At 62.1% G+C, this 24,652-nt stretch carries 25 protein-coding genes and 1 riboswitch; of the genes, 5 read left to right on the forward strand and 20 right to left on the reverse strand.

Annotation, left to right across the window (positions count from 1 at the left end):
• Positions 1–7: 7 nt before the first annotated feature.
• From RQ865_RS05085 to RQ865_RS05165, 17 genes are all read right to left on the reverse strand, one after another.
• Positions 8–1,297 (reverse strand): S8 family serine peptidase, encoded by a 1,290-nt coding sequence (locus tag RQ865_RS05085; protein ID WP_311478036.1) that lies wholly within the window; start codon positions 1,295–1,297, stop codon positions 8–10.
• Positions 1,297–2,631 (reverse strand): type VII secretion protein EccB, encoded by a 1,335-nt coding sequence (gene eccB, locus RQ865_RS05090; RefSeq protein WP_311478037.1) that lies wholly within the window; start codon positions 2,629–2,631, stop codon positions 1,297–1,299. Before eccB ends, RQ865_RS05085 begins: the two co-directional genes overlap by 1 nt.
• Before the next feature lie 19 nt (positions 2,632–2,650).
• Entirely contained in the window at positions 2,651–4,003 is a 1,353-nt protein-coding gene (locus tag RQ865_RS05095; protein WP_311478038.1) for an EsaB/YukD family protein, read from the reverse strand.
• A gap of 88 nt (positions 4,004–4,091) precedes the next feature.
• Positions 4,092–5,987, reverse strand: coding sequence for a hypothetical protein (locus RQ865_RS05100; RefSeq protein ID WP_311478039.1), 1,896 nt, complete (start codon positions 5,985–5,987; stop codon positions 4,092–4,094).
• Positions 5,987–6,313, reverse strand: a complete 327-nt coding sequence (locus RQ865_RS05105) for a hypothetical protein (protein WP_311478040.1) — start codon at positions 6,311–6,313, stop codon at positions 5,987–5,989. Before RQ865_RS05105 ends, RQ865_RS05100 begins: the two co-directional genes overlap by 1 nt.
• Positions 6,314–6,574: 261 nt before the next feature.
• A complete protein-coding gene (locus tag RQ865_RS05110; RefSeq protein WP_311478041.1) occupies positions 6,575–8,350 on the reverse strand; it encodes a hypothetical protein in 1,776 nt (591 codons plus the stop codon).
• Positions 8,350–8,676 carry a hypothetical protein gene (locus RQ865_RS05115; protein ID WP_311478042.1) on the reverse strand — a complete coding sequence of 109 codons (327 nt, stop codon included), beginning with the start codon at positions 8,674–8,676 and terminating at the stop codon, positions 8,350–8,352. The genes RQ865_RS05110 and RQ865_RS05115 overlap by 1 nt, the downstream gene beginning before the upstream one ends.
• Positions 8,677–8,776: 100 nt before the next feature.
• Complete coding sequence (locus RQ865_RS05120) at positions 8,777–9,241, reverse strand: hypothetical protein (protein ID WP_311478043.1); 465 nt, start codon at positions 9,239–9,241, stop codon at positions 8,777–8,779.
• A gap of 50 nt (positions 9,242–9,291) precedes the next feature.
• Positions 9,292–10,977, reverse strand: a complete 1,686-nt coding sequence (locus tag RQ865_RS05125) for a hypothetical protein (protein ID WP_311478044.1) — start codon at positions 10,975–10,977, stop codon at positions 9,292–9,294.
• Between the two features lie 2 nt (positions 10,978–10,979).
• On the reverse strand, positions 10,980–11,309 hold the full coding sequence (locus tag RQ865_RS05130; protein ID WP_311478045.1) for a hypothetical protein: 330 nt from the start codon (positions 11,307–11,309) through the stop codon (positions 10,980–10,982).
• Between the two features lie 88 nt (positions 11,310–11,397).
• Positions 11,398–12,765 carry a D-arabinono-1,4-lactone oxidase gene (locus RQ865_RS05135; protein WP_311478046.1) on the reverse strand — a complete coding sequence of 456 codons (1,368 nt, stop codon included), beginning with the start codon at positions 12,763–12,765 and terminating at the stop codon, positions 11,398–11,400.
• Between the two features lie 115 nt (positions 12,766–12,880).
• Positions 12,881–13,213, reverse strand: coding sequence for a chorismate mutase (locus RQ865_RS05140; protein WP_311478047.1), 333 nt, complete (start codon positions 13,211–13,213; stop codon positions 12,881–12,883).
• A gap of 6 nt (positions 13,214–13,219) precedes the next feature.
• Positions 13,220–13,924, reverse strand: a complete 705-nt coding sequence (deoC, locus tag RQ865_RS05145) for a deoxyribose-phosphate aldolase (protein ID WP_311478048.1) — start codon at positions 13,922–13,924, stop codon at positions 13,220–13,222.
• A gap of 4 nt (positions 13,925–13,928) precedes the next feature.
• Positions 13,929–14,549 carry a GNAT family protein gene (locus RQ865_RS05150; protein WP_311478049.1) on the reverse strand — a complete coding sequence of 207 codons (621 nt, stop codon included), beginning with the start codon at positions 14,547–14,549 and terminating at the stop codon, positions 13,929–13,931.
• A 474-nt stretch (positions 14,550–15,023) separates the two neighbouring features.
• Entirely contained in the window at positions 15,024–16,310 is a 1,287-nt protein-coding gene (locus RQ865_RS05155; RefSeq protein WP_311478050.1) for an adenylosuccinate synthase, read from the reverse strand.
• An 81-nt stretch (positions 16,311–16,391) separates the two neighbouring features.
• Entirely contained in the window at positions 16,392–16,829 is a 438-nt protein-coding gene (locus tag RQ865_RS05160; protein ID WP_311478051.1) for a DUF3151 domain-containing protein, read from the reverse strand.
• A gap of 24 nt (positions 16,830–16,853) precedes the next feature.
• Positions 16,854–17,696, reverse strand: a complete 843-nt coding sequence (locus RQ865_RS05165) for a hypothetical protein (protein ID WP_311478052.1) — start codon at positions 17,694–17,696, stop codon at positions 16,854–16,856.
• Positions 17,697–17,948: 252 nt separating this feature from the next.
• Positions 17,949–18,076: riboswitch (FMN riboswitch) on the forward strand.
• A 102-nt stretch (positions 18,077–18,178) separates the two neighbouring features.
• Between RQ865_RS05165 and RQ865_RS05170 the strand changes: the two genes are divergently transcribed.
• The 3 genes from RQ865_RS05170 to RQ865_RS05180 are packed head-to-tail and all read left to right on the forward strand — an operon-like array spanning position 18,179 to position 20,646.
• The gene (locus tag RQ865_RS05170; RefSeq protein WP_311478053.1) at positions 18,179–18,988 is read left to right on the forward strand and encodes an ABC transporter permease; all 810 of its coding nucleotides are present in this window, start codon (positions 18,179–18,181) and stop codon (positions 18,986–18,988) included.
• Positions 18,985–19,992, forward strand: a complete 1,008-nt coding sequence (locus tag RQ865_RS05175; RefSeq protein ID WP_311478054.1) for an ABC transporter substrate-binding protein — start codon at positions 18,985–18,987, stop codon at positions 19,990–19,992. Before RQ865_RS05170 ends, RQ865_RS05175 begins: the two co-directional genes overlap by 4 nt.
• Before the next feature lie 9 nt (positions 19,993–20,001).
• Positions 20,002–20,646: an RNA methyltransferase gene (locus RQ865_RS05180; protein WP_311478055.1), complete on the forward strand. Its 645-nt coding sequence runs from the start codon at positions 20,002–20,004 to the stop codon at positions 20,644–20,646.
• Here RQ865_RS05180 and RQ865_RS05185 read toward each other — a convergent pair whose 3' ends face one another.
• On the reverse strand, positions 20,647–21,165 hold the full coding sequence (locus RQ865_RS05185; RefSeq protein ID WP_311478056.1) for a septum formation family protein: 519 nt from the start codon (positions 21,163–21,165) through the stop codon (positions 20,647–20,649).
• An 8-nt stretch (positions 21,166–21,173) separates the two neighbouring features.
• Positions 21,174–21,731 carry an orotate phosphoribosyltransferase gene (pyrE, locus tag RQ865_RS05190; RefSeq protein WP_311478057.1) on the reverse strand — a complete coding sequence of 186 codons (558 nt, stop codon included), beginning with the start codon at positions 21,729–21,731 and terminating at the stop codon, positions 21,174–21,176.
• 52 nt (positions 21,732–21,783) lie between these two features.
• Between pyrE and RQ865_RS05195 the strand changes: the two genes are divergently transcribed.
• A complete protein-coding gene (locus RQ865_RS05195) occupies positions 21,784–22,620 on the forward strand; it encodes an exodeoxyribonuclease III (RefSeq protein ID WP_311478058.1) in 837 nt (278 codons plus the stop codon).
• An 18-nt stretch (positions 22,621–22,638) separates the two neighbouring features.
• Here the strand turns inward: RQ865_RS05195 and RQ865_RS05200 are convergent, their stop codons facing one another.
• Positions 22,639–24,000, reverse strand: a complete 1,362-nt coding sequence (locus tag RQ865_RS05200) for a serine hydrolase domain-containing protein (protein WP_311478059.1) — start codon at positions 23,998–24,000, stop codon at positions 22,639–22,641.
• 192 nt (positions 24,001–24,192) lie between these two features.
• Between RQ865_RS05200 and RQ865_RS05205 the strand changes: the two genes are divergently transcribed.
• Positions 24,193–24,600: a hypothetical protein gene (locus RQ865_RS05205; protein ID WP_311478060.1), complete on the forward strand. Its 408-nt coding sequence runs from the start codon at positions 24,193–24,195 to the stop codon at positions 24,598–24,600.
• Positions 24,601–24,652: the final 52 nt, after the last annotated feature.

Raw genomic sequence — 24,652 nt, forward strand, 5'->3', positions numbered from 1 at the left:
GGCGCAGTTAGCGTCGTGCTGCCTGTGCCCCCGCCTGCTGACGCCGAGCACGCAGCCACAGTAGTGCAGCACCGAGCGCCCCCGCACCGGTAATCACGGTGCCGACAGCCGCCCGCATCGCCAGCGGGTCGTCTTCGGGGCGCGGCGGCAGCTGGCCCGCCTGCGCCGGCGGGGCGGGACGCTGCCCACCCGGCAGCAACGGGCCCGGCCGCTGCGCATCCGGGGTTACGGCGATTGCGTCATACGGCGCCAATACCCCCCAACCGAGCAGATCTTCACGGTTACTCGGGCTGGCGCGCAGAGCTGTCGATTCGAGCCGCCACTTCCACATCGCCGGGCTCTCGTCGGGATGCGCCGATGCGACCAGCGCGGCGATGCCGGCCGCGTAGGCGGTGGCGAAACTCGTGGACGGGTACTCGGGCGAGACCCGGCAGTCGCCATCGTTGAACCAGCTCACCGGCACGTTCTGACCGGGAGCCGCAACCCCCACATGCACCCCGTGAATCGCAGCATCTGTGGGTTCGCCCCGGTCACTGATCGAGGTGACCGAGAGCACCTCGTCGTATCCGGCCGGATAACGGATGCTGTCGTCGCGGTCATCCTCGGCCGCGGTCTGCCGATTACCGGCGCTGGCAACAACGAGCGCACCCCTGCCGGTTGCGTACTGCACCGCCGCTGCAAGTTCGGGGTCGTCAGTGCTCGACGAAAGTGCCACGGCGATGATTTTCGCGCCATGATCGGCCGCCCAGCGAATACCCTGACTGGTCATCGCCAGGTTCGGCATCACCGGGTCTTTGCCGGGTTCGAGCCTTTCACTCGCCTCATACACGCGCACCGGCAGAATCTTGGCGTCATGCGCCACACCAATCAGCCCGGATCCCTCCACGGGCTGCGCGGCAATGATTCCCGCAACGGCGGTGCCGTGCCCCTCAACATCGATGCGGCCATCTCCCGACCCCGCAAAATCGTGACCTGCCTGCACCACCGCGCCCAGATGCGCATTACGCGGGTCAACGCCAGAGTCAATAACCGCTACCAGCACACCCTCACCGGTAGCGAGTTCTTTGGCGCGGTCGATACCGAGCAATTCATAGGCCTGCGGCGTATCGGGCAGATACTGCGGGTTGCCGCGTTCACAGTTGTCGGGGGTGAGTTCATCACGGTTCGAGTCGGCAGTGATGCTCGCTAGTTCGTGGTTGAACACCACCGGATCTGTGTGCATCGGCACCGCCGCTGTGGCACCGAGTGCGGTGACCAGCATCACCGCGGCCAGCGACGCCGCGCACCGCCGGGGCATCACTGTGCTCCATCCTGCGGCACCGTCGCCCAGGCGGCCTCGGCCGAGAGCACCGGCCCCGCCGGCACCAGTTGCAGCCATGCCGCCGGAATATTGGTGATATTGCTCGGCTGGTAGCCAAGCCAGGTGACAACCTGATCTGCTGAACCCTCAATGCCGTAGGCCACACCGCTGTCGCCCACCAGGTGCACTGCCCCGAGCGTACCGCCCGAAGTGATACGCACAAGCGCCCCGGTGCCACCCTCCACCTCTACTCCGGCCGACTCGGGTGGTGCGGCCTGCACCACGGTGGTAAACATCTTGCCGCCCCGCGAGGTGAGCAGTGCGCACGGTACCGCTCCGGCCACGGGCATCTCGGGCACTTCCACCGGCCAGTCGCCGGGGCCGAGGCGACGCTCATGGCTTGTCAGATCGGCAACATCCGCGAGCGAAGCACGAATCGGGTTGCCGTATTGCGCACCGCCACCCACCAGATAGAGGCGGTATTCCACCGGTGTTAGCGGCACCAGTTCACGGTCGCCGGTTATCAGATACTGGCGTATACGCTGGCCGTCGGGCACCTCTACCACGGTGCCGAGCTTGGCATTGGCCAACGGGCCGCGCAGGTTACCGGCGCTGGCGCCGGCATTCTCAAACTGCCACGGCCGCAACACGGTTCCCTCGTCGAACAGATCGAGCCAAGCCGAACCCACCTCGACCGGTTCAACCCCTTCCCAACCGAATGCGAGGCGCACCGCGGTGATCTCTTCGGGGTCTACGAGGTAGCGGCGCCCCTCTGCCAGCAGATACAGGTCTTCACCGTGCTTGACGAGCGCGCCAGTGGCGCTGGTGGAATATTGCGGGTTGCCGCCGATATGCAGCTGGGCGCTGTCTTCGAACGGGCAGGCCAGCCAGCCGTCGTTGCGCAGTTTGTTTGCTGCTGGCACGGTGTCGGGCGCGCCGATGATGCCGATTTCGGGGCCGCGCGGAATACCCGCCAGTGCGCTCGCTTCAACCGAAGTGCGCGACATATCTGCCGACTGTGACAGCAGGCGGGCGCTGGTGGTGTTTCGAATCGGGTGCAGTTTGCCGTCGATCGAGTAGTAGCGCGCGCCCGTGTCTTTTTCGGTGACGAGCATCCCGTTTTGCCAGTCGTTTGGCAGCGCGGGTGCAAACCGCCCCCAAATCCACGCGGCCACCAGGATGATAATGGTGAGGATCACACCGACGATCAGCGGACCGATGGGTGATTTGAGTTCGATTTCACGCCCGCCGGGAGTGCCCGAAGTGAACGCTGAGACGAGCCGGCGCTTATTGAAACGCTGGGCGTCGAGGATGTCTTTGCTGCTTGCCACGTATACCTACCCGCGCGCTCTACAAGAAACCGAGCTGAATTGCGGTTGCGGGCACAATCACCAGCAGCGCGATAACCGAGAGGGTGTCTGACCAGCGTGCCACCAGCGGCGGCGCCAGTCGGCGTAGCGCTCCCAGCGCCAGCACAAGCGCGGCCACCCCGATGATGAACCACACCACCCATTCGGCCAGGTGTGGGAAGGCACGCGCCAGCAGCAGGGTCGCTTCAATCAGCACCAGCGAACCCGAAATGATGCCGATCAGCACCTCACTGCGATCGTACTGTTGCCGAGTGCTCAGCAACAGTGAGACGCCGACGGCACCAACCACCACCAGGGCGGGGATCGAACCGTCGATCACAAACGGAACTGCGGCCAGCAGCACGATCCCGCCCGAGATGCGCAGGGTGATCGCAAGCACACGCCCGAAAGCCTCGTGCTTGCGCACCACCGACTCGTAATGCACCTGAGTGTCGGCGGCACGTTCTTCATCGGTGCGCGGGATATAGCTGCGGATGGGAGTTTGTGCCAGCGCGATCCACGGCGCCATAAACACCGCCAGGCCGGTTGCCGCAATCGAGGTGAGCGCCGCAAACATGGGTGTCTGGTCGAGGAAGGCGAGAGCACTGCCACACCACAGCGCCACCGCACCGGCATACATCGGCCCGGCCATGGCGGCAAGTTCGGGAAACTGTTGGCCACGCCCGGCGACCGGCCGCAGCAGCGCCAGCCCGAGCATTCCGAACACAATTCCAACGCCGCCCGCGGCAACCAGCCGCAGCCCGACCTCGGTGAACTGCCCGGCCACACCGACAGCTGCCATGAGCGTGCCGACGCAGTACACAACCACGGCGCTGGCGCGATGCTGCATTCGGGTAAGCACCACCGATGCGCCGATCGCAAGTGCTGCCGAACCGAGACCGGCGGTGAGTGCGAGCATCCCGGCAGTCGTCCACAGCACCGCTGCCAACACCGACCACAGTGCCACCGCGGCAGCCACCGAAGTGTGCAGGGAATGCTGCGGCGTCCAGGCAGTGCTGTCAGATTCGACCACCGACGCGAGTGCCTCGACAAGGTCGTCATAGCGCTGGTCGAGTTCGCCCGAGCCCACCGGCTCAACCGTCACGACATCACCCGCTACCAGTCCCGCATCCAGCGGCGACTGATCGATTGGAATATCGCCGCCGTGGTCATTGCTCAGCCGGAAACCAGACGATGCGGCCTGCGGTGTCAGCAGACCCATCTCGTCGATAACCACTGGCACAACTTCAGCCAGCGGCAGATGCAGTGGCACGGCGAGGTCGAACGTCGTCTCCTCGTGGGCGAACGTCAGTGGGACCGTGGTGGCCGCGCGCGCCGAACTCGTTGACGACATTTTCTCCGTCTCTACTCTGGTGCGAAACAGATGCACCCTATCGCAACTCGGTTGCCAACTTGGTGCGAGGGCCCAGTGCGGGCATCTATTAATTCTCGATCAACTTACTGAACATCGCCTCGAGCACCGGGCCGTTGCGTTCGGCGCCCTGCGATACCCGCCAGTGGCTGTCAATCGGTCCGATCGGAAAGCTGCCGCCGAGCTGACCGAACGGCCTTACACGAAATTGATCGTCGCTGCGATATTGCGCTTCGAACGAGTGCTTCTCATACGCCGAGCTGCTATTGGGGGTGTCTGCCATCAGGTCGGCGCCAGCGTCGAAGCCCCTGCCCATGTTCTCGAGATAGGTGCCCTTACCACTCATCCAGTCACCAACTGAGCGCATCGCATCGTCGAGCAACCAGGCGTCGAAACCTTGGCCTTTGTCAGAAAGCCAGCCTCCCGCCGTCGACAACCCGCTACCGGCGGCAGAGCTCCCCCAACCGAGGCCGTTCAACAGCCCGTCGTGTTCACGCGCAAAATCGCGGTAGTTGTCGAGCACATGAATGGCGTCATAGCCGTAGGTCATGTGGTCGTACTGGGTGCCAATGGTCGGCTCCCAACCGGCCGGCATATACGAACCCGCGAGCGAAAACACCTGATCGTAGCGGGCACCGTGGGTTTCAGATGCGGCAACCACCGAATGACCGGCACTGTGACCGGCAATATTGATATCGGCACGATGCGCAAACTCTTCAAGCCTCAACGCCTCCTGAAAGTCGGCAAGACCCGCGCCCGCTTTACCGAGAAACTCGTTATTGGCGTTACCTCGATCGGTGAACAGCCACTCGACCCACGGCCCGTCTTTGTAGACAAATCCTGCAGTCGGGTTGTTCAGCTGTGCCCCACGTTCAACCTGATCACGGGTGACCAACTGCATCTCACCGTCGACGAAATTGCTCCACTGGCCGCTGGTGGGCGCCACATAGGTGAGCACATCCTTGAGGTTCGGATCGTTGATATCTCCAACAACTTCGATGATGCGATCATTCGCACGATCAAACAGCACCGCCCCGGGGCCGTCGATCAGTGCGTCGTAATAGGCAATCTCACGTTCGAGCGCGGCAATCTCTTCGTTTAGCTGCTTCTTTCTTACAAGCTGCCAGGGCCGGCTGTCGTTGAGTTCGGCACGAAGCTCAGCCAATTCAGATTGCGCGAGGTCGCGGGTGCGGGCAATGTTGATGTCATTCGCTTCGACACGACGGTCAAACGGCACCCCGTTGAGTTGACCAATGAACTCGGGGTATTGCTCAATGAGCGCCGCCTGCTCGGCTGGGCTGAGCGCATCCCATTCAGCGCGCACCTCCGCCGGCGAGGTCGCATCGCCCCACAGCTCTGTCGGGTCGATCGCGTCACCGTTCGCGGTGGCTGCCAACCAGGCACCGTCACTCACCTCCCCCTCGCTGATGCGTTCGAGCGCATTCGCATAGGCTCGGTCGACCGAGTTTGCGGTTTCGAGCACCTCGGCGATATTGCGTTCGAGTTCGGCCTGGGCGCGCTTGGCGGCCACAAACGATGGTCGTTCTTCGAGCCTGGCATTCGGGTCGAAGAGGTTCTGCGCAATTTCCAGCTCGACCTGGGCGCGCACAAACACTTCTGGCCCCAGCAGCACCGATCCGTCGTCAGTTAGCACGAGATCGTGGGTTTGGGCATAGTCGTAGCAGTTTTGCACCCGGTCGGCGATCGAGCGAACGCTCGCGGCTGCGCTCTGTGTGGCTGCCAAATAGTCGGTGAGTAGCCCCTCGAGTTTGTCGGCCGCATCCCGCATCTTGGCAAGCGTCTCGCGTGCCGCGTCTGCCGTCTCACCGGTGGAGATGATGGCATCGATGCCGTCGTCAAGAACTTCGCTCTGCTCCTGCGCCGCACGCTCGTCATGCCGGATGTCGGCGATCAGCTCTTCAAGCGGCGCCGACTGCCACATGCGCACCTCAGCCCACGAAACCATCAAATAGCCCCGTACCCGTAGCGGCCACTGTCAGGCTGCCACACCGCAGCGATCTTTTGCGCCTGCTGCACATCGGTCTGCGCAAACTGCTCTTCAGTGACCAGCGCGGCGTTCGCTGAGCTATCGAGTTCAGCAACGATTCGCCGAGCCACCGCGTCAATCGCCCGTGCTGCCGAGAGCGCTCTCGCACCCGAACGAGCACCCGGCATCGCTTGATCGGCCTGCGGTGCCGAATCGCCGAGTTTAATTGCGGCGCTGAGTTCGGCCGCCACACTGTCGAGCCGGGCTGCAAGGGCGCTCAGGTCACCGGCGCGTGACTCCAACATGCGGCGCTCTCCTCAAACAGCACTGGGGTCGGTACTAACGGCGCGGAGTGTAACAGTTCGAGTTGATCTGTGCACTACTTCATCCACAGATCATTCCGCAGATTACTCCGAAATGCACCTCGCGAGTCATTCTCAGTAGCGATGAATGGCCTGATGGTGTGATGCTGGCGGCACAAAATCGGGGCTCACCACATGTGCTACAGCAATTGGCAAGCCTTGAACTGATGATACTCAGGCAGCGTCGCTACGCGACGCCCAACTTCACTTTTCTTTCATTTGTTGAAGCATTGCTTCGAGCACCGGCCCGTTGCGATCAGCCCCCTGCGATACCCGCCAGTGGCTGTCAATGGGCTCGACTGGCACCGACGGCCCCCATGTGCCGTGAGTGAGAGTTATCGCTATCCCAACTGGTGACGTCCCCGTAACTGCCAGTGGAAACATGCCGAATCGAAAATCGTCGTCGCTGCGATAGTGGGCTTCAAACGAGTGCTTCTCGTACGCCAGGCTGCTATGGGGGGTACCTGCCATCGGGACGATTGAATTATCACGTACCGGGTCGAGCGCGTGGATGGCGTCGCGGCCGTATGTCATGTGGTCGTACTCGGTGCCGATGCCCGGCTCCCAACCGGCCGGCATATACGAACCCGCGAGCGAAAACACCTGGTCGTAGCGGGCACCGTGGGTTTCAGATGCGGCAACCACCGAATGACCGGCACTGTGACCGGCAATATTGATATCGGCACGATGCGCAAACTCTTCAAGCCCCAACGCCCCCTGAAAGTCGGCAAGACCCGCACCCTTTTTCGCCATGAATTCGTTGTTAGCATTCCCTTGCTCACCGAACCCCCACTCAACCCACGGCCCATCCTTATACACAAACCCAACAGTGGGGCTGCCGATCGCCTCACTACGTTCAACCTGGTCGCGGGTGACCAATTGTGCTTCGCCGCTAACAAAATTGCTCCACTCACCACCTGTGGGAAGCACATAGGTGAGCACATCATTAATATTCGGATCATTAATATCGCCGACAACCTCGATAATGCGATTATTCGCACGATCAAAGAGCACAGCACCCGGGCCCTCAAGAAGAGAATCGTAATAGCGAATTTCACGTTCAAGCTTAGCGATCTCGCCTCTGATTTCGCCCTTCTCCCAGAAGCGCCACGTATTGTTGAGTTCGGCACGAAGCTCAGCCAATTCAGATTTCGCGAGGTCGCGGGTGCGGGCAATGTTGATGTTATTTGCTTCAATACGACGGTCGAACGGCACCCCGTCAAGCTGACCAATGAGCTCGGGGTACTGCTCAATAAGCGCCGCCTGCTCAGCGGGACTCAACGCATCCCAGTGGGCACGCAGCTCAGCTGGCGAACCCTGAGGAGTGCCCCATGCTTTTGTCAGGTTTCGGTAGCGGGTTCCCGCTGTTTCCCTGTACCAACCGATTTCGTCGCCGTTTGCTTTAGCGGTTTTCCAGGCATGGAAACTTACCACGCCCCTGGCAATGCGATCAAGGGCATCCGCATAATCTTGATCGAGCGCTTCTGCGGCTTCAAGTATTTTGGCGACTTCGGCCCTCAACGATATAAGTGCGTTTTGGGCATTAATATACAATGGCGTAGCTTCGATCGTTGCATTCGGGAAGAGTTTCTTAATTTCTCGAAGTTCCGACATTGCTTGTTGCTCAGTTGATACGTGAATTGACACCTGGCCGTTATCGTGCAGCACAAGACCCTTGGTTGCGGCATAGTCATAGCACCCCTGCACTCGACGGACAATGCCACGCACGCCATCCACATAGACATGGGTGGCTATCAAGGCGTCGGTGAGTAGCCCCTCAAGCTTGTCGGCCGCATCCCGCATCTTGGCAAGCCTCTCGCGTGCCGCGTCTGCAGTCTCACCGGTGGAGGTGATGGCATCGATACTGTCGTCAAGAACTTCGCTCTGCTCCTGCGCGACACTCTCGTCGTGATCGATCTCGGCGATCAGCTCTTCAAGCGGCGCCGGCTGCCACATGCGCACTTCAGCCCACGTAACCATCAGATAGCCCTGTCCCCGTATCGGCCGGTCACAGGTTGCCATACCCCGGCCATCTCGTGTGCCTGCTGCACATCGGTCTGCGCAAACTGCTGTTCGGTGATCAGGGCAGCGTTCGCCGCATCGTCAAGCTGTTCAACAATCTCTGTCGCCGCCCCAACAATCACCTCCATAGCCCTCGGTGCAGCCTCTGCTGCACGCGTGCCCGGCGTGGCGCCAGCAACCAACCCAGCCGACTCGTTCAGTTTGATTGCGGCGCTGAGTTCGGCCGCGACACTGTCGAGCCGAGCTGCAAGAGCGCTCAGATCACCGGCGCGTGACTCCAACATGCGATATTCCCCCCAAACAGCACAGGGTCGCCACTAATGGCGCGGAGTGTAACAGTTCGAGTTGATCTGCGCACTACCTCGCCCATACACCGGTTTATCTTCAGTAACGATGAATGGCCTGATGGTGTGATGCTGGCGGCACAAAATCGGGGCTCACCACATTGATGCACACCATCGGGTAGCCGTCGGTCGGGCGCAGCACACTCACACTGACCTCATAGCCGTCGGGGCTGTGGAAGCGAGGGAACTCTTCATCAAGGTAGCGTTCGAGCTGCGTCCATCTCGGCTGAATAGCAAGCCAGTCGACCAGCTCTCGGGCGCCGCGCTCAGCCACCCGCGTATTGAGCACAGCCTTGGCAGCGGTGCCCGGGTACCGTTTCATACCCGGAAGGCGCCCGGGATGAAGGGTGCGGGCAACGGCGCCGACCGCAGCCGGTTGCGCATCAATAGGTGCGAGGTCGATCACCGGGATGCGATCAAGCAGCTGCTGAATGAGCGCCAGCGACCGCGTCTTAGCCGCGGTCACATCGAGTGCTGGAACAGTCTCATCGATCGGATCGCTCACCCGTGGCTCCTCTCACTACCACCCCACCGATAGCAAGTGGCGGCTGCCCACTAGTTACCGTAAATGTCCTTTGCGGTCTGGTCAATAATCTGCCTATTGCCGTCACCACCGTGGTTGGATGCGGTGTGGCTGCTAACGGCGTCGAGCACGCCCTCCACCCAGCCAGGCACCGAAAGCGGCGTAGTCCAGCTCGGAGCGTAATCGTTACCCGAGTCGAACTGTTTTGTCTGGAAAGCGGGGTCTTCGCTCGGGCTGTCTTTCATGATGCCCACCGCATTGATCGGTTCGCCCTCGTAGTGATAGTGCCGGTAATCGGTATTCGGGTCGGCCTGCCACCCCTCCGGCATGAAGGAGCCCGATAGTGAGGTGACAGTGTCGTAGCGCGCGCCGTGCATTTCAGATCCGGTCACAACACTATTTCCGGCTGAGTGACCAATTCCGTGGTACTTCGCACCGCGGTTATCGTCCTGCACGTAAAGCGACTCTTGGAAGTCGGCGAGCTGGGCACCTTTGTTATTGAGGAATGCTTCGTTCGAGTTGGCGTTGTCGCCCACCCAGCCAATTGCATCGCCCTGGTGGTGGATATAGAGATCTGTCGGGCTGTCACCAGCTTGTCGCGCGATATCACGTGCGGCGCCACCACTTGTACCGTCCAGAACGTCGTTGTAGCTGCCACCCGTACCGTGCTGGTAAGTAATAACGTGCTTGACGGACCCTTCGCCTTCGCCGCCGGTGTGCACCCGCTCGACGATATTGCCGTTTTCGGGGTCGTAGATCACGAAGCCACCCCTGTCGATCGCTTTCTGGCGCAGGTTGATCTGCTCGTTGAGCCGATTTCTTTCTTCCTCAAGCAACCGCTTGTCACGACCCGCCTCAGTTTCAAGCGGGGTGTCGCGGACGTAGTACACCAGAGGTTTACCCTCAAGGTCTTTCAGTTGCTCATCAATCTCATCGCGACGCGTCAACAAATCGTCAACCTCACCACGCATCTTTACAACCGACGCCTCTTCGAGAATCTCTGGCGGCAGCCCCTGCCTGTTAAGAAGGCCATCAGGATCCATCGCCATCATGGCACGCTGTTCTTCCCATGACATTGACTGCCACAACGCGTGCACCTCACCCGGGCTCTTGCCGTCAAAGACCGCGCCGGCCCCCTCACCGTTGAGCTGTGAAAGTAGTGACGCCACATCCGACACCTCGCCCGCAGCTACGCTCGTCAACACGCTTTGGAACCGGCGGTCGGCCTCATCCGCCCGGTCGCGCACCTCATCGACCATCCCCTGGCATCGCATTTTGGCGCTGTCTGTCTTCTGGCGCTCCAAATTATAGAGTTGTACCGCAGCCGGGTCCCCTATGCTCAATATCGCTTGCAATTGAGCCTCGCGAGCCGCACTCACCACAACCGTTCCCGGATCGTGAATCTCCAACTCGTTGGCGCTCGCAAACGAATCGACATCCGGCACCGAAGCTTCAATACGCGCCACCTTGCCGGCCGCACCCAAGCATCCCTGCATCAGATCGGTCAGCAGCGCTTCGAGCTGATCGGCCTGACGACGCAGATTCTGCACCTGCTCGCGCGCCGCCGACGCCGACTCGCCCTCCGACTGCAGCGCCGCCCCCGCATCCGCGAGCCCCTGGCTGGCGTCGCTCAAAATCTGCTCGCAGCGCGAGACTTCGTCGTAGGCGGCGTAGATCGGGCCCGACTTCCAGTTACGCAGTTCGCTCCAGTTCATCATGGCTACTGCCCGCCTCCCGGATAAACGTATTCCTTCATTTGGTTTTCGATCTTCAACGAAGCCTCATTGCCCGAATCTGTCTGCTGCATCGTCGTATCGACAAGCGACGCCGCAGTAGCATCCGAGTCGATCGCCGCCGCCAGCTCACTCGCCGCGCTCTTAATCTTGTCGGCAGCCGCCCCCGCCGATCCCGCCGAGTTGCTCGAGGGCATCCCCGACGAAATCTCGCCCGGAAGGCTATCCACGTGCACCGAAGCCGAGATCACCCCGGCAACATCAGCTAATGCGTCGGCCAGTCTCTGAAAATCTCCACTGACAACTTCGAGCGTCACTTCGCTCTCCTCTCACGTCTCGCAAGTGGCCGCGAGGGTAACAGAAAAACCGGCCGCAAACTTTAATTGCGAAAATCCGCCGATCCACCTAGCTGCCGAGCACCCGCTCGAGATAGTGGTTGTCAAACACCCGATCGGGGTCGAGCCTGTCGCGCAACGCCACAAAATCGTTAAACCGCGGATAAAGGTCGGCAAACTGCGCCGCCCGCAGCGAATGTAGCTTGCCCCAGTGCGGCCTGCCATCAAACCGCTGCAGCACCTCCTCAACCGCACCAAAATATTCAAGATGCGATTCGCGACGGTAACGGTGCACCGCGATATACATCGAATCGCGCTGATAAGCCATCGACAGCGGCACATCATCGGCCGCTGCGGTACGCACCTCAAGCGGGAACGAAATACGCCAATCGTTGTCGGCAATCAGTCGCCGAATCTCCCGAAGCGCCTCAACCCCAGCCTCGAACGGCACCGCATACTCCACCTCGTTAAACCGCACCCGCCGCGCCGAAACAAACACCTCATGCGAATCGGCAACATACTTGCGCTCCCACATCAGGTTGCTCGACACCTGATTCACCCGCGGCACGATTCCCGGCGCCACCGCGCCCACCGACGACAACAGCCCTTGGCCCCAGTTCTGAACAATCTCCCCATCCATGAACCGCGACGCCTTCGAAAGCGGCGGCACACCCTCGGGCTGCTCACCCTGCGCCAAGCGGCGGAAAGTTTTCACATAGGCGCGCTGCGCCGGTGGATACCAAATAAACGTCACATGGTCGTTGTCGCGCGAACGCTGCTGAAAACTTTCCAACACCTCATCGAGCGGCTCCGCCCCCTCAGTCGCCTCCACCCGGAAGGCCGGCACGCACTGAATCCCCACCTCAACAATCACGCCGAGCGCTCCGAGACCGAGCCGCGCGAACTCGAAAACCTCGGGATGCATCCGCTCATCGCAATAAATAATCGAACCATCAGCGAGCACAATCCGCAGCGACTTCACCATCGCCGAAAGCCCCGTAAACGCCAGGCCGCTGCCGTGCGTACCGGTCGAAATGGCACCCGCAATTGTCTGCGCATCCGAATCACCCTGGTTCGCGAGCGCCAACCCGTGAGGTGCCAGCAGCCCGGGAACCTCCTCTAGCCGCGTACCGCCGCGGAACGTCGCGACACCGGTCTGCTCGTTCACCGCAACCAGCCCGCGATAGTCGTCGAGGTGCATACGCAACCCCTCAGTGGCCGCGATGTCATTAAACGAGTGACCGGCGCCAACCACCTTCACCGACAGCTGCGAACCGGCCGCCCCGATAACCAGCGCCTTCACCGCCGTTTCGCTCGTTGGGCCAGCTGCCAGCTGCGAGCGCTCACTCACCTCACCCGACCAGTTACGCCAATTACTGGACCAGCGCTTGGGTGTGGTGCGAGTCGATTTGCCGGTTCGGCGTGACTGCTCGGTCATGACGATTACTGGTCCTTTGCTCAGTGCGATGTTTGCTCTGCGCGGTTGGCAGAGTTCGTGGCAAGCCAACCCACCGAAAGCTTGCGGCCATGTGATGAACGCGGGATGAGCGTGTCTAGCCCTCTTCACCCGCGATTCGCAGGTGGTGCTGAATCACCTCAGCAACGATAAACGCCAAAAACTTCTCGGCAAACTCTGGATCGAGATCCGACTCTTCTGCAAGTTCGCGCAAGCGCGCGAGCTGTTGCTGCTCACGCCCGGGATCGGAAGCGGGTAGCCCGTGCTCGGCTTTCAGCTGCCCCACGCGCTGCGTGCAGCGAAACCGCTCGGCGAGAATGTGAATAAGTGCCGCATCAAAATTGTCGATCGAACGACGCAGGTGACGCAGCTGCTCAGGCACCTCGGCCTGCGAAGCTGTCGAATCGGATGTGCCCGGATTTTCGCTCATAATCGGCTACTTCTTCGGAGCTTCGGCGAGCACTGCCTTACCCGACGACATCCCCAGCCGGCTGGCGCCAGCCTCGATCATCGCCACCGCATCCGCATAGGTGCGCACGCCGCCCGACGCTTTCACGCCCAGCCGGTCACCCACCGTTTCACGCATCAGTTTCACAGCCTCGACGGTGGCACCGCCGGCCTTGTGGAAACCGGTGGACGTCTTCACCATGTCGGCGCCGGCACGTTCGGCAATCTGGCAGGCGCGAACGATCTCGTCATCGGTGAGCGCAGCCGACTCGATGATCACCTTCAACACCACGGGGGTCGGCGCCGCGCGACGCACCGTGGCAATATCGGCCTCAACCAGTTCGTCACGACCAGCCTTGAGCATGGCAATGTCGATCACCATGTCGAGCTCGACCGCACCGTCACTAACGGCACGAACCGCTTCGGCAGCCTTGATGCTCGAGTGGTGCTTGCCCGATGGAAAACCAACAACGGTCGCGATCTTCGGCCCGTCTTCGGTGACTTTCGTTGCGGCCGCGTCGGTGCGGCCCCAAGCAGTGCCAACCGGCAGCATATTCGGCGAAACGCAGATCGCGTAGGTGCCGAGCTCGGCCGCTTCGGCATAGAGAGCGGCAACATCCTCGTTGGTGGCGTCGGTGCTCAACAGGGTGTGGTCGATGTACTTGGCAAGCTCGTCACGGGTGAGTTTCGTCATAGCTCTATCCTCGCACCTCCGAGGTCAACGCGGCGATTCGCCGTTCAAGTTCGGCACGAACCTGCGGCCATTCCACAGCCAGGATGCTGAACACTGCGGTGCCATCCCAGCTGCCGTCCGCCAATTGACGGTCGCGGCGCAGCACCCCATCCAGCTGTGCCCCGAGTTTGGCGACCGCGGCGCGGGATCGTTCATTACCCGCAGCCACATAGAAAACCACGCGCTCGAAACCGTTTTCAAACGCCCACCTCAGTAGTGTGAGTTTCACATCCGGGTTCACGACCCCACCCCACACTTCGGGCGCATAGGCGGTGTAGCCGATCGCGATTGAGCGCACAGTCGGGTTGAATTCGTAAAGCGAGGTGGTGCCCACGAGCCGGTCGCCAAAGCGCACCAGATAGCTGCGGCCGCCGCGCAGCCAAGGGCAATAGGTCGAGAAAAACTCAACGTAGCCCTCATCGGATGCGGGCATCGCCGCGGTGCCCCCGCTGTGCCCGCCCGCAAACACCTCCGGCACGCGCAGCAGCGGTGCCACTTCGCACAGCCCGGTGATCGACATCGGCTCCAACCGCACCCGGTGACCAATCAGAGTTGTTGCGGGGCTGGGAAGCTGCACTGCATTCATGTGGCTATCCAATAGCATCCGCCCTGAAAACCGCATCCGACCGGCCTGCCTGCTTGCCCCAGCCTGCCCTTGCTTCCCTGTCAACCCCAGCCTGCCCGACTCGACGCCGTCAGCCTGCTTGCGCAGGCGTGTCTGCCCGACCTGCATCCAGTCTGCTCGCCTTGCTCTGCCTGCGGATTTTTGTTTCCTGGCTGCATCCTGCCTGGGGAAATTTGTTTCCTGACTGCAGCTTTCTGCAGATTTTTGTTTCCTGGCTGCAAAACCAGCAATTTCAGGCTGTTTCAGGCCAAATAGGCGCTGTTTGCAGTCAAATTTCTGATTCCAGGAAACAAAAATCTGATTTCAGGAAACAAAAATCCGCACCAGCCACCAGCAGGGCTGGCAGACAGGATGCAGGCAGAACCAGACAGGACAGGCCAGACAGACCCAGGCAGGCTATACAGGCCAGACAGGCAGGCCCAGGCAGGCAGTTAGCTAGCCAAGGAGGTTGTGGCGCTCGATGATGTGGTCGCGTGCCGGGCCGGTGCCAACTGCCGAGATGCGGGCGCCCGAAAGCTTCTCAATCGCCTCGACATAGGCGCGCGCGTTCGCGGGCAGCTGGTCGAAGTGCTGCATGCCCGAGATATCTTCTTGCCATCCCGGGAAGTATTCGTAGATCGGCTTGGCGTGGTGGAAGTCGCTCTGCGAAAGCGGCATCTCATCAAACCGCTGACCGTCAACTTCGTAGGCAACACACACCGGGATGCGCTCAAACTCTGAAAGCACATCGAGCTTGGTCATCACGATGTCGGTGAAGCCATTGATGCGTGACGAATAGCGCGCAATCACCGAATCGAACCAGCCCGTGCGGCGCGGGCGGCCGGTGGTGACACCGAACTCGCCACCGGCCTCGCGCAGTCGGTCGCCGTCGGCGTCGTGCAGCTCGGTTGGGAACGGGCCCGATCCAACCCGCGTGATGTAGGCCTTCTGGATGCCCACAATACGGTCGATCTGCCGCGGCGAGATACCGGCACCGGTCGCCACCCCGCCTGCAGTTGCCGAGGATGAGGTGACATACGGGTAGGTGCCGTGGTCGATGTCGAGCATCGTGGCCTGGCCAGCTTCGAACACCACGGTTTTGCCTGTCTCAAGGGCCCAGTGCACCTCAAGCGAAGTGTCGCCGACCATCGGCTGTACGCGCTCAGCATATGAGAGCAGATTGTCGGTGATCTCGTCGACGCTGAAGGCGCGCCGATTGTAGGTCTTCACCAGCAGTTCGTTCTTCTGCACCAGTGCGCCCTCGATTTTCTGACGCAGGATACGTTCGTCGAAGAGGTCTTGGATGCGGATGCCGACGCGGTTGATCTTGTCGGCATAGGTGGGCCCGATGCCGCGGCCGGTGGTGCCGATGCGACGCTTACCGAGGAAGCGTTCGGTCACCTGGTCGAGGGCGCGGTTGTACTCGGGGATCACGTGCGCGTTGCCCGATACCCGCAGCTTCGACACGTCGATACCGCGTTCGGTGAGATGGTCGAGCTCTTCGAACAGCACACCGAGATCGACCACGACACCGTTGCCGATCACCGGAGTCACGCCGGGCGAGAGGATGCCGGAGGGCAGCAGGTGGAGAGCATATTTTTCGTCACCGATCACCACGGTGTGACCGGCGTTGTTGCCGCCATTGAACTTCACCACATAGTCGATGCGGCTGCCGAGAAGGTCAGTGGCTTTGCCCTTGCCTTCGTCACCCCATTGGCTTCCGATGATTGCTACGCCGGCCATGACCATCCTTAATTCGTTGTGTGCGCGAGATTCGATGTGTGCGCGAGGTCACGCGCCCGAGGCACTGACCGGCTCTCTATTCTAGTCGCCGTCGAGCTCACCAGCGATGGCCGCACCGGCGTTTGGGTCAGCGTCTCGCAGCAGCGCCCCGAGCCGCTCGACCTCGTCGGTTTCGCCGATGGTGGCGGCGGCCTGCTGTAGCAGCCAGAACGATTTGAGCACGCCGCGGTTGGGTTCGTGCGACCACGGCACCGGCCCCTGCCCGCGCCAGCCCGCCTTGCGCAGCGCGTCGAGACCGCGGTGGTAGCCGACTCGGGCGTAAGCGTAGGCCGGGATGGTTTGCTCTTCGCGGCGGGCCTGTTGAGCGAGTTCGGCCCAGGCGAGCGAAGATGCGGGATGCTTGGCCACGATCGCTTCGAGCGCCGCCAGGGTTGGCGGCAGGTTGGCGAGGTCGTCGAGCACTTCGGGTTCGGCTTCCAAGAGCGTCGGGGGGATGCTGAGCAGGTTTTGTGGGTGCATGTTCCCGATGGTAGGCGCTGGTTGCTACCAGTCGCCGTTAATTTCTTCGAGTGCGGAAGACCAGTCGCCGTAGTCTTCTGGGCAGATATAGCTCACACCCGTGGCCGCAATGTTCATGGTTCCGTTGGTGATCTGAATACGTTCTTCTTCTGATGCGCCACTGGTCAGTTGAGAAACGATCGGTGATGTGGTGGCGTGCATGCGCACCGTGTCAGCGTCTACGTTGTGCGAGTTCAAGATTGATGTTTCGCAGGCATCCATTGCCAGCGCCAATGCGGTCCACTCGGTGTCGGTGGTCCACTTTGAGCCGTTGCTTTCGGCGCGGCTTTTCATGTCGTCGATGAATGCGTGCTGCTCGGGTGTGACCGCTTTGAGCGGGGTGCCGTCGAGTGGCAGCTGTTGTTGTTCGAAGAAGAGCTCGCGTTCGGCGAACACGTCGCCCTCAACGCGCTTGGGCTTGCGGGTCTGGTTGCGACCGGTGGTTTCGGTGGCGCTTGTGGTTGGTGTTGCCTGGGCTTCAGCGCTGCGGTCGGGTTCGCGGCCGCCGAAGAACAGCACCGAGCTGATAATTGCGCCGGCGACAACGACGACGCCAAGGCTCGTGAGTGCGACGATCAGTGCGGTGCGTCGTGGTTTTTGCGGTGGCGTGGGATTTCCTGCCCATGCGGGCGTGGCCCCTGGGGCGGGGGTGTTGAACTGCGGTGGTCGGTGCTGCGGAGCAGGTATCCCAAACTGCGGCTGCGGCGCCGGCGCACCCTGCTGCGGCTGCGGGGCCGGCGCAGCCTGCTGTGGCCAAGGATGCGAGGGCTGCGAGGGGCGCTGCGGCTGCGAGTTGTAGCTCGGCGGAGTTTGCGGTGGCTGATTCATATTCGCTCCATCTGGCGGTGAGTTGCGCCACAGGTATCGAGCGACCGATGAGCAACAGCCGCTGAGCCACTCTGCCCCTGGCACCGTAAAGGTATCTTCGGCCGAGCCTAACAGCACGCTCATCGGCCAAAAGTATGACTTTGTTGCGTGCTCGAAAGATTTCACAATCTGGCGGTGCCGACGGGCATCCCGGGGTGGTGATTGCATCCGGCGTGGCGACATTTCGACGTTCAGCGTATGGTGGTGGCAACAAACGTGCTCCGGGGTCGGTGTAATTCCGAACCGGCGGTGAAAGTCCGCGACCCGCTGCCAACCAGGTAGCGGTTGAGCTGGTGAGATTCCAGCACCGACGGTGAAAGTCCGGATGGGAGGCGCACGCGCAAGGCTTTGGCGTTGCAATTTGAGCTACGGCTTCACCGTTACCTACGGTGCGGCGGTCGCGGGCGATGCTGCCACTCTCCCCGGACGAACCGAGGAGAATCATGACCGCCCCAACCACAGTCGGTGCCGCGCGCATCCGCAGCCGCAGGGCTGGCCGGATGCACTGGCTGGCGCCGATCATCTTCGCGCTCGTGCTGGTCACGGCGTGGGAGGCTGTGGTGCGCGCAGGTGTCGTGGCTGAGGTGTTCCTGCCCGCGCCGTCAACTCTCTTCAGACACTTCACGCAGGAGCTCGCCGGTGGCCCGCTGCTGAAACACACCGGGGTCACGCTCGTTGAAGCACTCGTCGGCAGTGTCATTGCCGTTTTGGTCGCAGTTCCGCTTGGTTACCTGATTGCCCGCGTGCGCTGGGCCGACCTTGCCCTCACCCCGTACATCACTGCTTCGCAGGCAATTCCGGCGGTGGCGGTGGCGCCACTGCTGGCACTGTGGATCGGCTACGGGCTCGCACCCATCGCCATCCTCTGCGCCATCGTGGCGTTCTTCCCGATGCTCATTACCACCGTGCTCGGTGTGCGGTCGCTTCCTGGTGAGGTGCTCGAAGCTGCCCGCCTCGACGGGGCCAGCCGCTGGCAGTCGCTGCGCTGGGTTGAAGCGCCCCTGGCGCTGCCGAGCGTGCTCGCCGGTGTGCGTGCCGGTGCGGCCCTGTCGGTAACCGGCGCCGTGGTGGGTGAGTTCACTATGGGCGGTCACGGCCTGGGGCTGCTGCTCACCCTCTACCGCGACGCCAACGACACCGAGGGCCTGTTCTGCGCGCTCATCATGCTCGTGGTGCTGGCTGTCGGCCTGTTTCTTGTGCTCCGCATCCTCGAATCGCTCTCTCAAACCCGCATTAAAAGGAAACCCGCATGATTCGCATCCATCGCCGCATCCGTAATTTGATTGCCACCGTTGCTGCCGCAGCTGTCGCGCTCACGCTCTCGGCCTGCGCTGCGCCCGCTTCTAACGATGAGCTGACCATTGGCCTCACCTACACGCCGAATATTCAGTTCGCGCCGATCTATGTGGCGCAAGAACTCGGCTATTTCGATGAGGCCGGGGTGAACGTGCAGCTGCGTCACCACGGTGAGAGCGAGGCGCTGTTCGGTGCGCTCGAGGGGGGCAGCGAACACCTCGTTTATGCCGCCGGCGATGAAATCTTGCAGGGTGCTGCGGGGGGAGTTCCGGTGGTTGCTGTTGGCACGCTTTACACCGAGTATCCGGCGGTGCTGATTGTGCCGGCCGACTCGCCCATCGAATCGGCGGCCGATCTCGCCGGTCATTCTGTTGGGGTGCCGGGCCCCTATGGCGAAACCTGGTTCGCGCTGCAGGCATTGCTGACCGATGCTGGCCTCGATAGCGACCAGGTGCAGATTGAGCACATCGGCTACACGCAGCAAGCGGCACTCACCTCGGGCAAGGTGGATGCGGTCATGGGCTTCCAAAACAACGATGCCGTGCAGTTCGAAGCGGCCGGTTTCAAGGTGCGCACGATCGCGGCGGTCGACCCGGATGCACCGCAGCTGGTAGGCCCCGCCATCGGCGCCTCGCACAGCGTGCTTGATTCGCGCGGTGATGACGTTAGCGCCGCTCTCGCGGCCATTCAGCGCGGCGTGGAATACACCATCGAGCATCCCGAAGAGGCCGTCGAGATTGCCGCCAAATACATTCCGACGCTCTCGAGCGAGGATGCGCGCGAGAATGCGCTGGCCACACTGCAGGCAACGAATGAACTCATGCAGCCGGTGGCCGGGCAGCCGCTGCTGCACAACGACGTTGAAACCTGGCAGCGGATGTGCGAGTTTATGCCCGCCGCGAAGCTCATCTCGGGTGAGATCGACTGCGCCGCCGCCTATCGCAACGACCTGCTGCCGTAGTCTGCAGCTATGAACGACTCGACCGAAACCGAGGTTGGTGTTGGCCCGTGGCCGGGCGGTGAGGCTGCCTGGCCCGACGATGCGCGCTACGACCGGCAGCTGCTAGCCGAGGGTGATCGCCGCAATGTGGTTGACCGTTTCCGCTACTGGACGATGGCCGCGATCGTCGAACAACTCGACCGCGAGCGCCACCCGTTCGAAATTGCGGTAGAGAACTGGCAGCACGATTTCAATATCGGTTCGATTGTTCGCTCAGCTAACGCCTACGGGGCTGCGGCGGTGCACATCGTTGGGAATAGGCGGTGGAATCGTCGCGGTGCGATGGTGACCGACCGCTACCAGCACGTGCATCACCATCCCGAGGTTAATGGTTTTGTGGCCAGGATGCGTGAGCGCGGTCTCGCGATCGTGGCGGTTGACAATGTGCCCGGTTCGGTGCCGCTTGAGACGGTGCCGCTGCCGCGTGATTGTGTGCTGGTGTTCGGGCAGGAGGGGCCGGGGGTTTCGCCCGAAGTGCTGGCTGCCGCTGATCTGTGCGTGGCAATCACGCAGTACGGGTCGACCCGCTCGATCAACGTCGGGGCTGCCGCATCCGCGACGATGTATGCATGGGTGTTGCAGCATGTGCACGGCTGGCGCCTGCCGCAACAGTAGCTATTCGCTGAACGCGCCCTGCCACGGAGTATCGGCGGTAACAAAGCAGGCATAGTGACGCATCCCCTGCTGCCATTGTTTTTTGCTGGGCCACACGGCCACAATCTCCACTTCGGCGAGCCGCCCGTCGCTCACCCCGTCGAAGACATCCGCCTGCTGGCAGGCGAGCATGGCGTGGGCTGAGAGCAGTTCGTCGCGTGGCCGCTCGTATTCGTCTTCGAGTTCGAACGCGTCGGCAACCGAAACCAGCGCCACCAGTTCGGTGTGATGCGAGCCGGAACAATCGACCGGCGTAAACGCATCCGGCAGCTCGGTCAGCGGTGCATCCAGGCAGGTGGGTGTGGTCAGCTCGGCGATTGTGGTGGCGGTGGGGGTTGGAGTTGCCGGCTCGGCAGTGGTGAGGATGAAACGGGTCGCCAAGAAGCGCCCGGCCACCACCGCGAGCACGAAAATGGCAACGCCAATGAGCAGCCACCGGGTTCGCTGCGGCTTGTTGCGCTGAACCGACGCTTCGGGCATCGCGGACGCTATTCGATCGGCGGCAGGCCGAGGTCGTCGAGCGTGATGGCGGCACGGTAGGGGTATCCAGCGGCTTCGATGCGCTCGCCCGCGCCGGTGGCGCGGTCGACGATAGTGCACACCGCAACCACTTCGGCGCCGGCCCGTTCGAGCGCTTCGGCAGCTTTCAGTGGCGAGCCGCCCGTAGTGGAGGTGTCTTCGAGCACGATGACGCGCCTACCCGCAACCTCAGCACCCTCGATCTGGCGTCCGCGGCCGTGGTCTTTCGGTTCTTTGCGCACGACGAACGCGTCGATGGGTTTGCCTGCGGCAACCGAGCGGTGCAGCACCGCATTGGCGAGGGGGTCGGCACCCATGGTGAGGCCACCGGCAGCAGCAACCTCACCGAACTCGGCCATCAGGCTGAGCAGCACATCGCCGATCAGTGGTGCGGCACGGTGGTCGAGTGAGAGCTTGCGCAGATCGATGTAGTAGGGGGCTCGCTTACCGCTGGTGAGCACGAAGTCACCGTGGAAAACAGCCTCCGACTTGATGAGTTCGATGAGGGATGCACGCGCGTCAGTCACCTCGCCAGTGTATGTCGGAACTTCGGCACCGTGTGACAGGTACGGTGGAGCAATGCGCATCGCTACCTGGAATGTGAACTCCATCCGCACCCGTGTCGGCCGGGTTGTCGACTTCATCACGCGAGCCGATATTGATGTGCTCGCGATACAAGAGACCAAATGCAAACCCGAACAGTTCCCCTACGAACCGTTTGAGCGAGCCGGTTACGAGGTCATTGCCCGAGGGCTGAACCAGTGGAACGGTGTGGCGATTGCATCGCGGCTGCCGATCGACGAGATCACCGATGGGTTTGCGGGCATGCCCGGCTGGGGTAAGCCGGGTGCTGATGGTGAGTTGCCGCTCGAGGGGCGGGCGTTGGCCGCTCAGATCGAGGGTGTGACCGTCTGGTCGCTGTATGTGCCGAACGGTCGCGAACTCACCGACCCGCACTACGAGTACAAACTCGAGTGGTTGGCGGCGCTGCGCGCGCATATTCAGCAGTGGCGCGCCGCGCATCCGGGGGCGCCGCTGGCGCTCATGGGCGATTTCAATATCGCCCCGCTCGATATCGATGTGTGGGATATGGCGGCGTTTGAGGGGCGCACGCATGTTTCGGCACCCGAGCGCGCCGCATTCAACGCCTTCCTCGAGGATGGGTTCGTGGATGCGCTGCGCTCGCGCGGCGTTGCGGGCTACACCTATTGGGACTACCAGCAGCTGCGCTTCCCGAAAAACGAGGGGATGCGTATCGACTTCATTCTCGGGACGCCCGAGTTCGACCAGCTGGTGACCGCCGGTGAAATTGTGCGGGATGAGCGCAAGGGTGACGGCCCCAGCGACCACGTGCCGGTGGTGGTTGAGCTCGATATCGAAACCGAGCTCGATGACGACCGGCCGATGATTTTCTAACCGGATGCGCGCATCCGGCTAGCAGTCGACCGAGAGCGCTTTATCAGCGAGCTCATACACGATGTCGAGCCGCGGATCATCCCCGTAGTTTGCGGGCGACCCGTTCCAGGCGATCGTCACCTGGCGGGCGCCGTCGGGGCTCGTGAATGTCAGCGCCCGATACCCAAGCCCAGAGCCGAGGTGCCCGTACACCACACCGGCCTCGCCGATCTGCACTTCACCGCCCTCGGTTGCTTTGGGAGTGTTGGCACCGAGCTGGGCCGCGGCAGCTGTGGGTGTCGATTCACCCTGCGGCATCGAAGTTGGTTGCGGCGAATGTTCATCGCCAGCATCGGCAATCTCCAGCGGCAGATAGACGGGAGCCCGATCGGGGCAGCTATCGGCGCGGCCCTGCAGCCCCAACCCGTAACCGTCACCGCTGAGCTCGGTCATTTCGGCCAGCAGTTCGGGCGGCACCACCGCGCCGCTCATGAGTGCGCGCATGAAAGTGTTGATATCGCTCACATTCGATTCGACACCGCCGGCACCCGCCCACAGTGACGCATCCTGTTTTGTCACCTCAATGCTGAGGCCTTGCTCGGTGAAATAGCCGCTCAGGTAATCACCGCTTAGCCCGGTGCCTTCCGGGATGCGGGTGGCGGTTAATCCCAGCGGCTCGGTGATGCGCACGCGCAGCGATTCAGACAGCGGCCGCCCGTCGAGCTTTTCGACCAGCATCGACAGCGCAATGTAGTTGGCGTTCGAGTAGTAGTACTCGGTGCCAGGCGTTGACCGCCAGCCCCGTTTGGTGGCGAGCTCGAGAAGCTCTTCGGGTTTGTGCGGGGTGGCGAGCGTGTCGGGGATGCGTTCGAGGTTTTCGAGCCCGAGCTGTTCGATGTAGTCGTAGAGCCCGGAGGTGTGTTGCAGCAGCTGGCGAATGGTCACCGGTTTGGGGGCATCGCTCAGCAGCTGCGGGAAGTAGTCGTTGAACGGATCATCGAGCGAGAGCTGGCCCTCGTCGACCAGCTGCAACACTATTGCGGCGAGCATCGGCTTGGTGAGGCTGGCCGCGCGGAAGGTTTGTGCTGGGCGGGCGGGCAGTTCTGATCGCAGCGATGCCACGCCCGCACCCGAGCTCCACACTCGGTCGCCCACGCGCACTTCAATCACCGCGCCGGGTGCACCCGCTGCAACAATTTCTTCGAGGCCCTGCTGCAGCTCGTCGGTGCTGAAGTCGGCGGTGACGGTGGGGCGCAGGGGCAGCGCGGTGGGGCCGGGTTGGCTGCCGCCAACACAACCGGCCAGCATCCCAGCAATAAGCATCAGGGCAAGACCCAGTAACGCCAGTCGTGACCGGTAGGTCGGCTGGCTGCGCTGCGGTTGGATGCGGGAGCTAGTCACGTGAGCCAATGGTGCCAGGTTCGGGGGCAATTGCGCGAGAGGGTTATCGAATAGCGAACACGCACGCGATCATCTCCGCCTTCACTTCAGGGTGACCGGTTCGTTCTCGGCGCGGGGAACCGACCGCGGTGCGGGGCCTTGGCGCTAGTTTGCTGTATGCCGCCGGCCACAGATCGGTCGTATGGTTAGGGCATGACCGATGATGACGATCTCACTCCGCTGCCGGATGATTTCGTCGTACCCGACGATGCATCCGAACTCGCTCACGATCGCGCCGCGCACCGTATCTCGGGGCTGCCCGAGTTTGACCCGATCATATTGCGCTCAATTTTTGCGGCGATATCGAGTTTTGTCTGCACCTTCGCCATGTATGCGGGCATCATGTCGCTCAATGCGGGATGTGCAACCGAGGCCGAATGCAATGAACGCACCATGTCGATGACGTCGACACTGATCGTGATTTTCACGCCGGTGCTGGCGGCAGTTGTCATTATTCTGGCCACCCGGCCCAAGATTCCCCGTCGCGGTCGCATCACTATCGCCACTGTCGGCATCGTGTTGCCCGTCGTCTTGGCGGTGATTTACTACATCCTGCTGTAGCTTCGGTGGCGCAAAACGGGCAGCGGGCGGTCGGAATGTTCCGGCCGCCCGC

The organism is uncultured Gulosibacter sp. (assembly GCF_963509965.1).
Lineage (GTDB): Bacteria > Actinomycetota > Actinomycetes > Actinomycetales > Microbacteriaceae > Gulosibacter.

Bases quoted from the DNA above. Each gene is read 5' to 3' on its own strand.
- RQ865_RS05085 (WP_311478036.1), bottom strand. From the start codon at position 1,297: ATGCCCCGGCGGTGCGCGGCGTCGCTGGCCGCGGTGATGCTGGTCACC.
- RQ865_RS05095 (WP_311478038.1), bottom strand. From the start codon at position 4,003: ATGTCGTCAACGAGTTCGGCGCGCGCGGCCACCACGGTCCCACTGACG.
- RQ865_RS05100 (WP_311478039.1), bottom strand. From the start codon at position 5,987: ATGGTTTCGTGGGCTGAGGTGCGCATGTGGCAGTCGGCGCCGCTTGAA.
- RQ865_RS05105 (WP_311478040.1), bottom strand. From the start codon at position 6,313: ATGTTGGAGTCACGCGCCGGTGACCTGAGCGCCCTTGCAGCCCGGCTC.
- RQ865_RS05110 (WP_311478041.1), bottom strand. From the start codon at position 8,350: ATGGTTACGTGGGCTGAAGTGCGCATGTGGCAGCCGGCGCCGCTTGAA.
- RQ865_RS05115 (WP_311478042.1), bottom strand. From the start codon at position 8,676: ATGTTGGAGTCACGCGCCGGTGATCTGAGCGCTCTTGCAGCTCGGCTC.
- RQ865_RS05125 (WP_311478044.1), bottom strand. From the start codon at position 10,977: ATGATGAACTGGAGCGAACTGCGTAACTGGAAGTCGGGCCCGATCTAC.
- RQ865_RS05135 (WP_311478046.1), bottom strand. From the start codon at position 12,765: ATGACCGAGCAGTCACGCCGAACCGGCAAATCGACTCGCACCACACCC.
- RQ865_RS05140 (WP_311478047.1), bottom strand. From the start codon at position 13,213: ATGAGCGAAAATCCGGGCACATCCGATTCGACAGCTTCGCAGGCCGAG.
- deoC (WP_311478048.1), bottom strand. From the start codon at position 13,924: ATGACGAAACTCACCCGTGACGAGCTTGCCAAGTACATCGACCACACC.
- RQ865_RS05150 (WP_311478049.1), bottom strand. From the start codon at position 14,549: ATGAATGCAGTGCAGCTTCCCAGCCCCGCAACAACTCTGATTGGTCAC.
- RQ865_RS05155 (WP_311478050.1), bottom strand. From the start codon at position 16,310: ATGGCCGGCGTAGCAATCATCGGAAGCCAATGGGGTGACGAAGGCAAG.
- RQ865_RS05160 (WP_311478051.1), bottom strand. From the start codon at position 16,829: ATGCACCCACAAAACCTGCTCAGCATCCCCCCGACGCTCTTGGAAGCC.
- RQ865_RS05165 (WP_311478052.1), bottom strand. From the start codon at position 17,696: ATGAATCAGCCACCGCAAACTCCGCCGAGCTACAACTCGCAGCCGCAG.
- RQ865_RS05170 (WP_311478053.1), top strand. From the start codon at position 18,179: ATGACCGCCCCAACCACAGTCGGTGCCGCGCGCATCCGCAGCCGCAGG.
- RQ865_RS05175 (WP_311478054.1), top strand. From the start codon at position 18,985: ATGATTCGCATCCATCGCCGCATCCGTAATTTGATTGCCACCGTTGCT.
- RQ865_RS05180 (WP_311478055.1), top strand. From the start codon at position 20,002: ATGAACGACTCGACCGAAACCGAGGTTGGTGTTGGCCCGTGGCCGGGC.
- RQ865_RS05185 (WP_311478056.1), bottom strand. From the start codon at position 21,165: ATGCCCGAAGCGTCGGTTCAGCGCAACAAGCCGCAGCGAACCCGGTGG.
- RQ865_RS05195 (WP_311478058.1), top strand. From the start codon at position 21,784: ATGCGCATCGCTACCTGGAATGTGAACTCCATCCGCACCCGTGTCGGC.
- RQ865_RS05205 (WP_311478060.1), top strand. From the start codon at position 24,193: ATGACCGATGATGACGATCTCACTCCGCTGCCGGATGATTTCGTCGTA.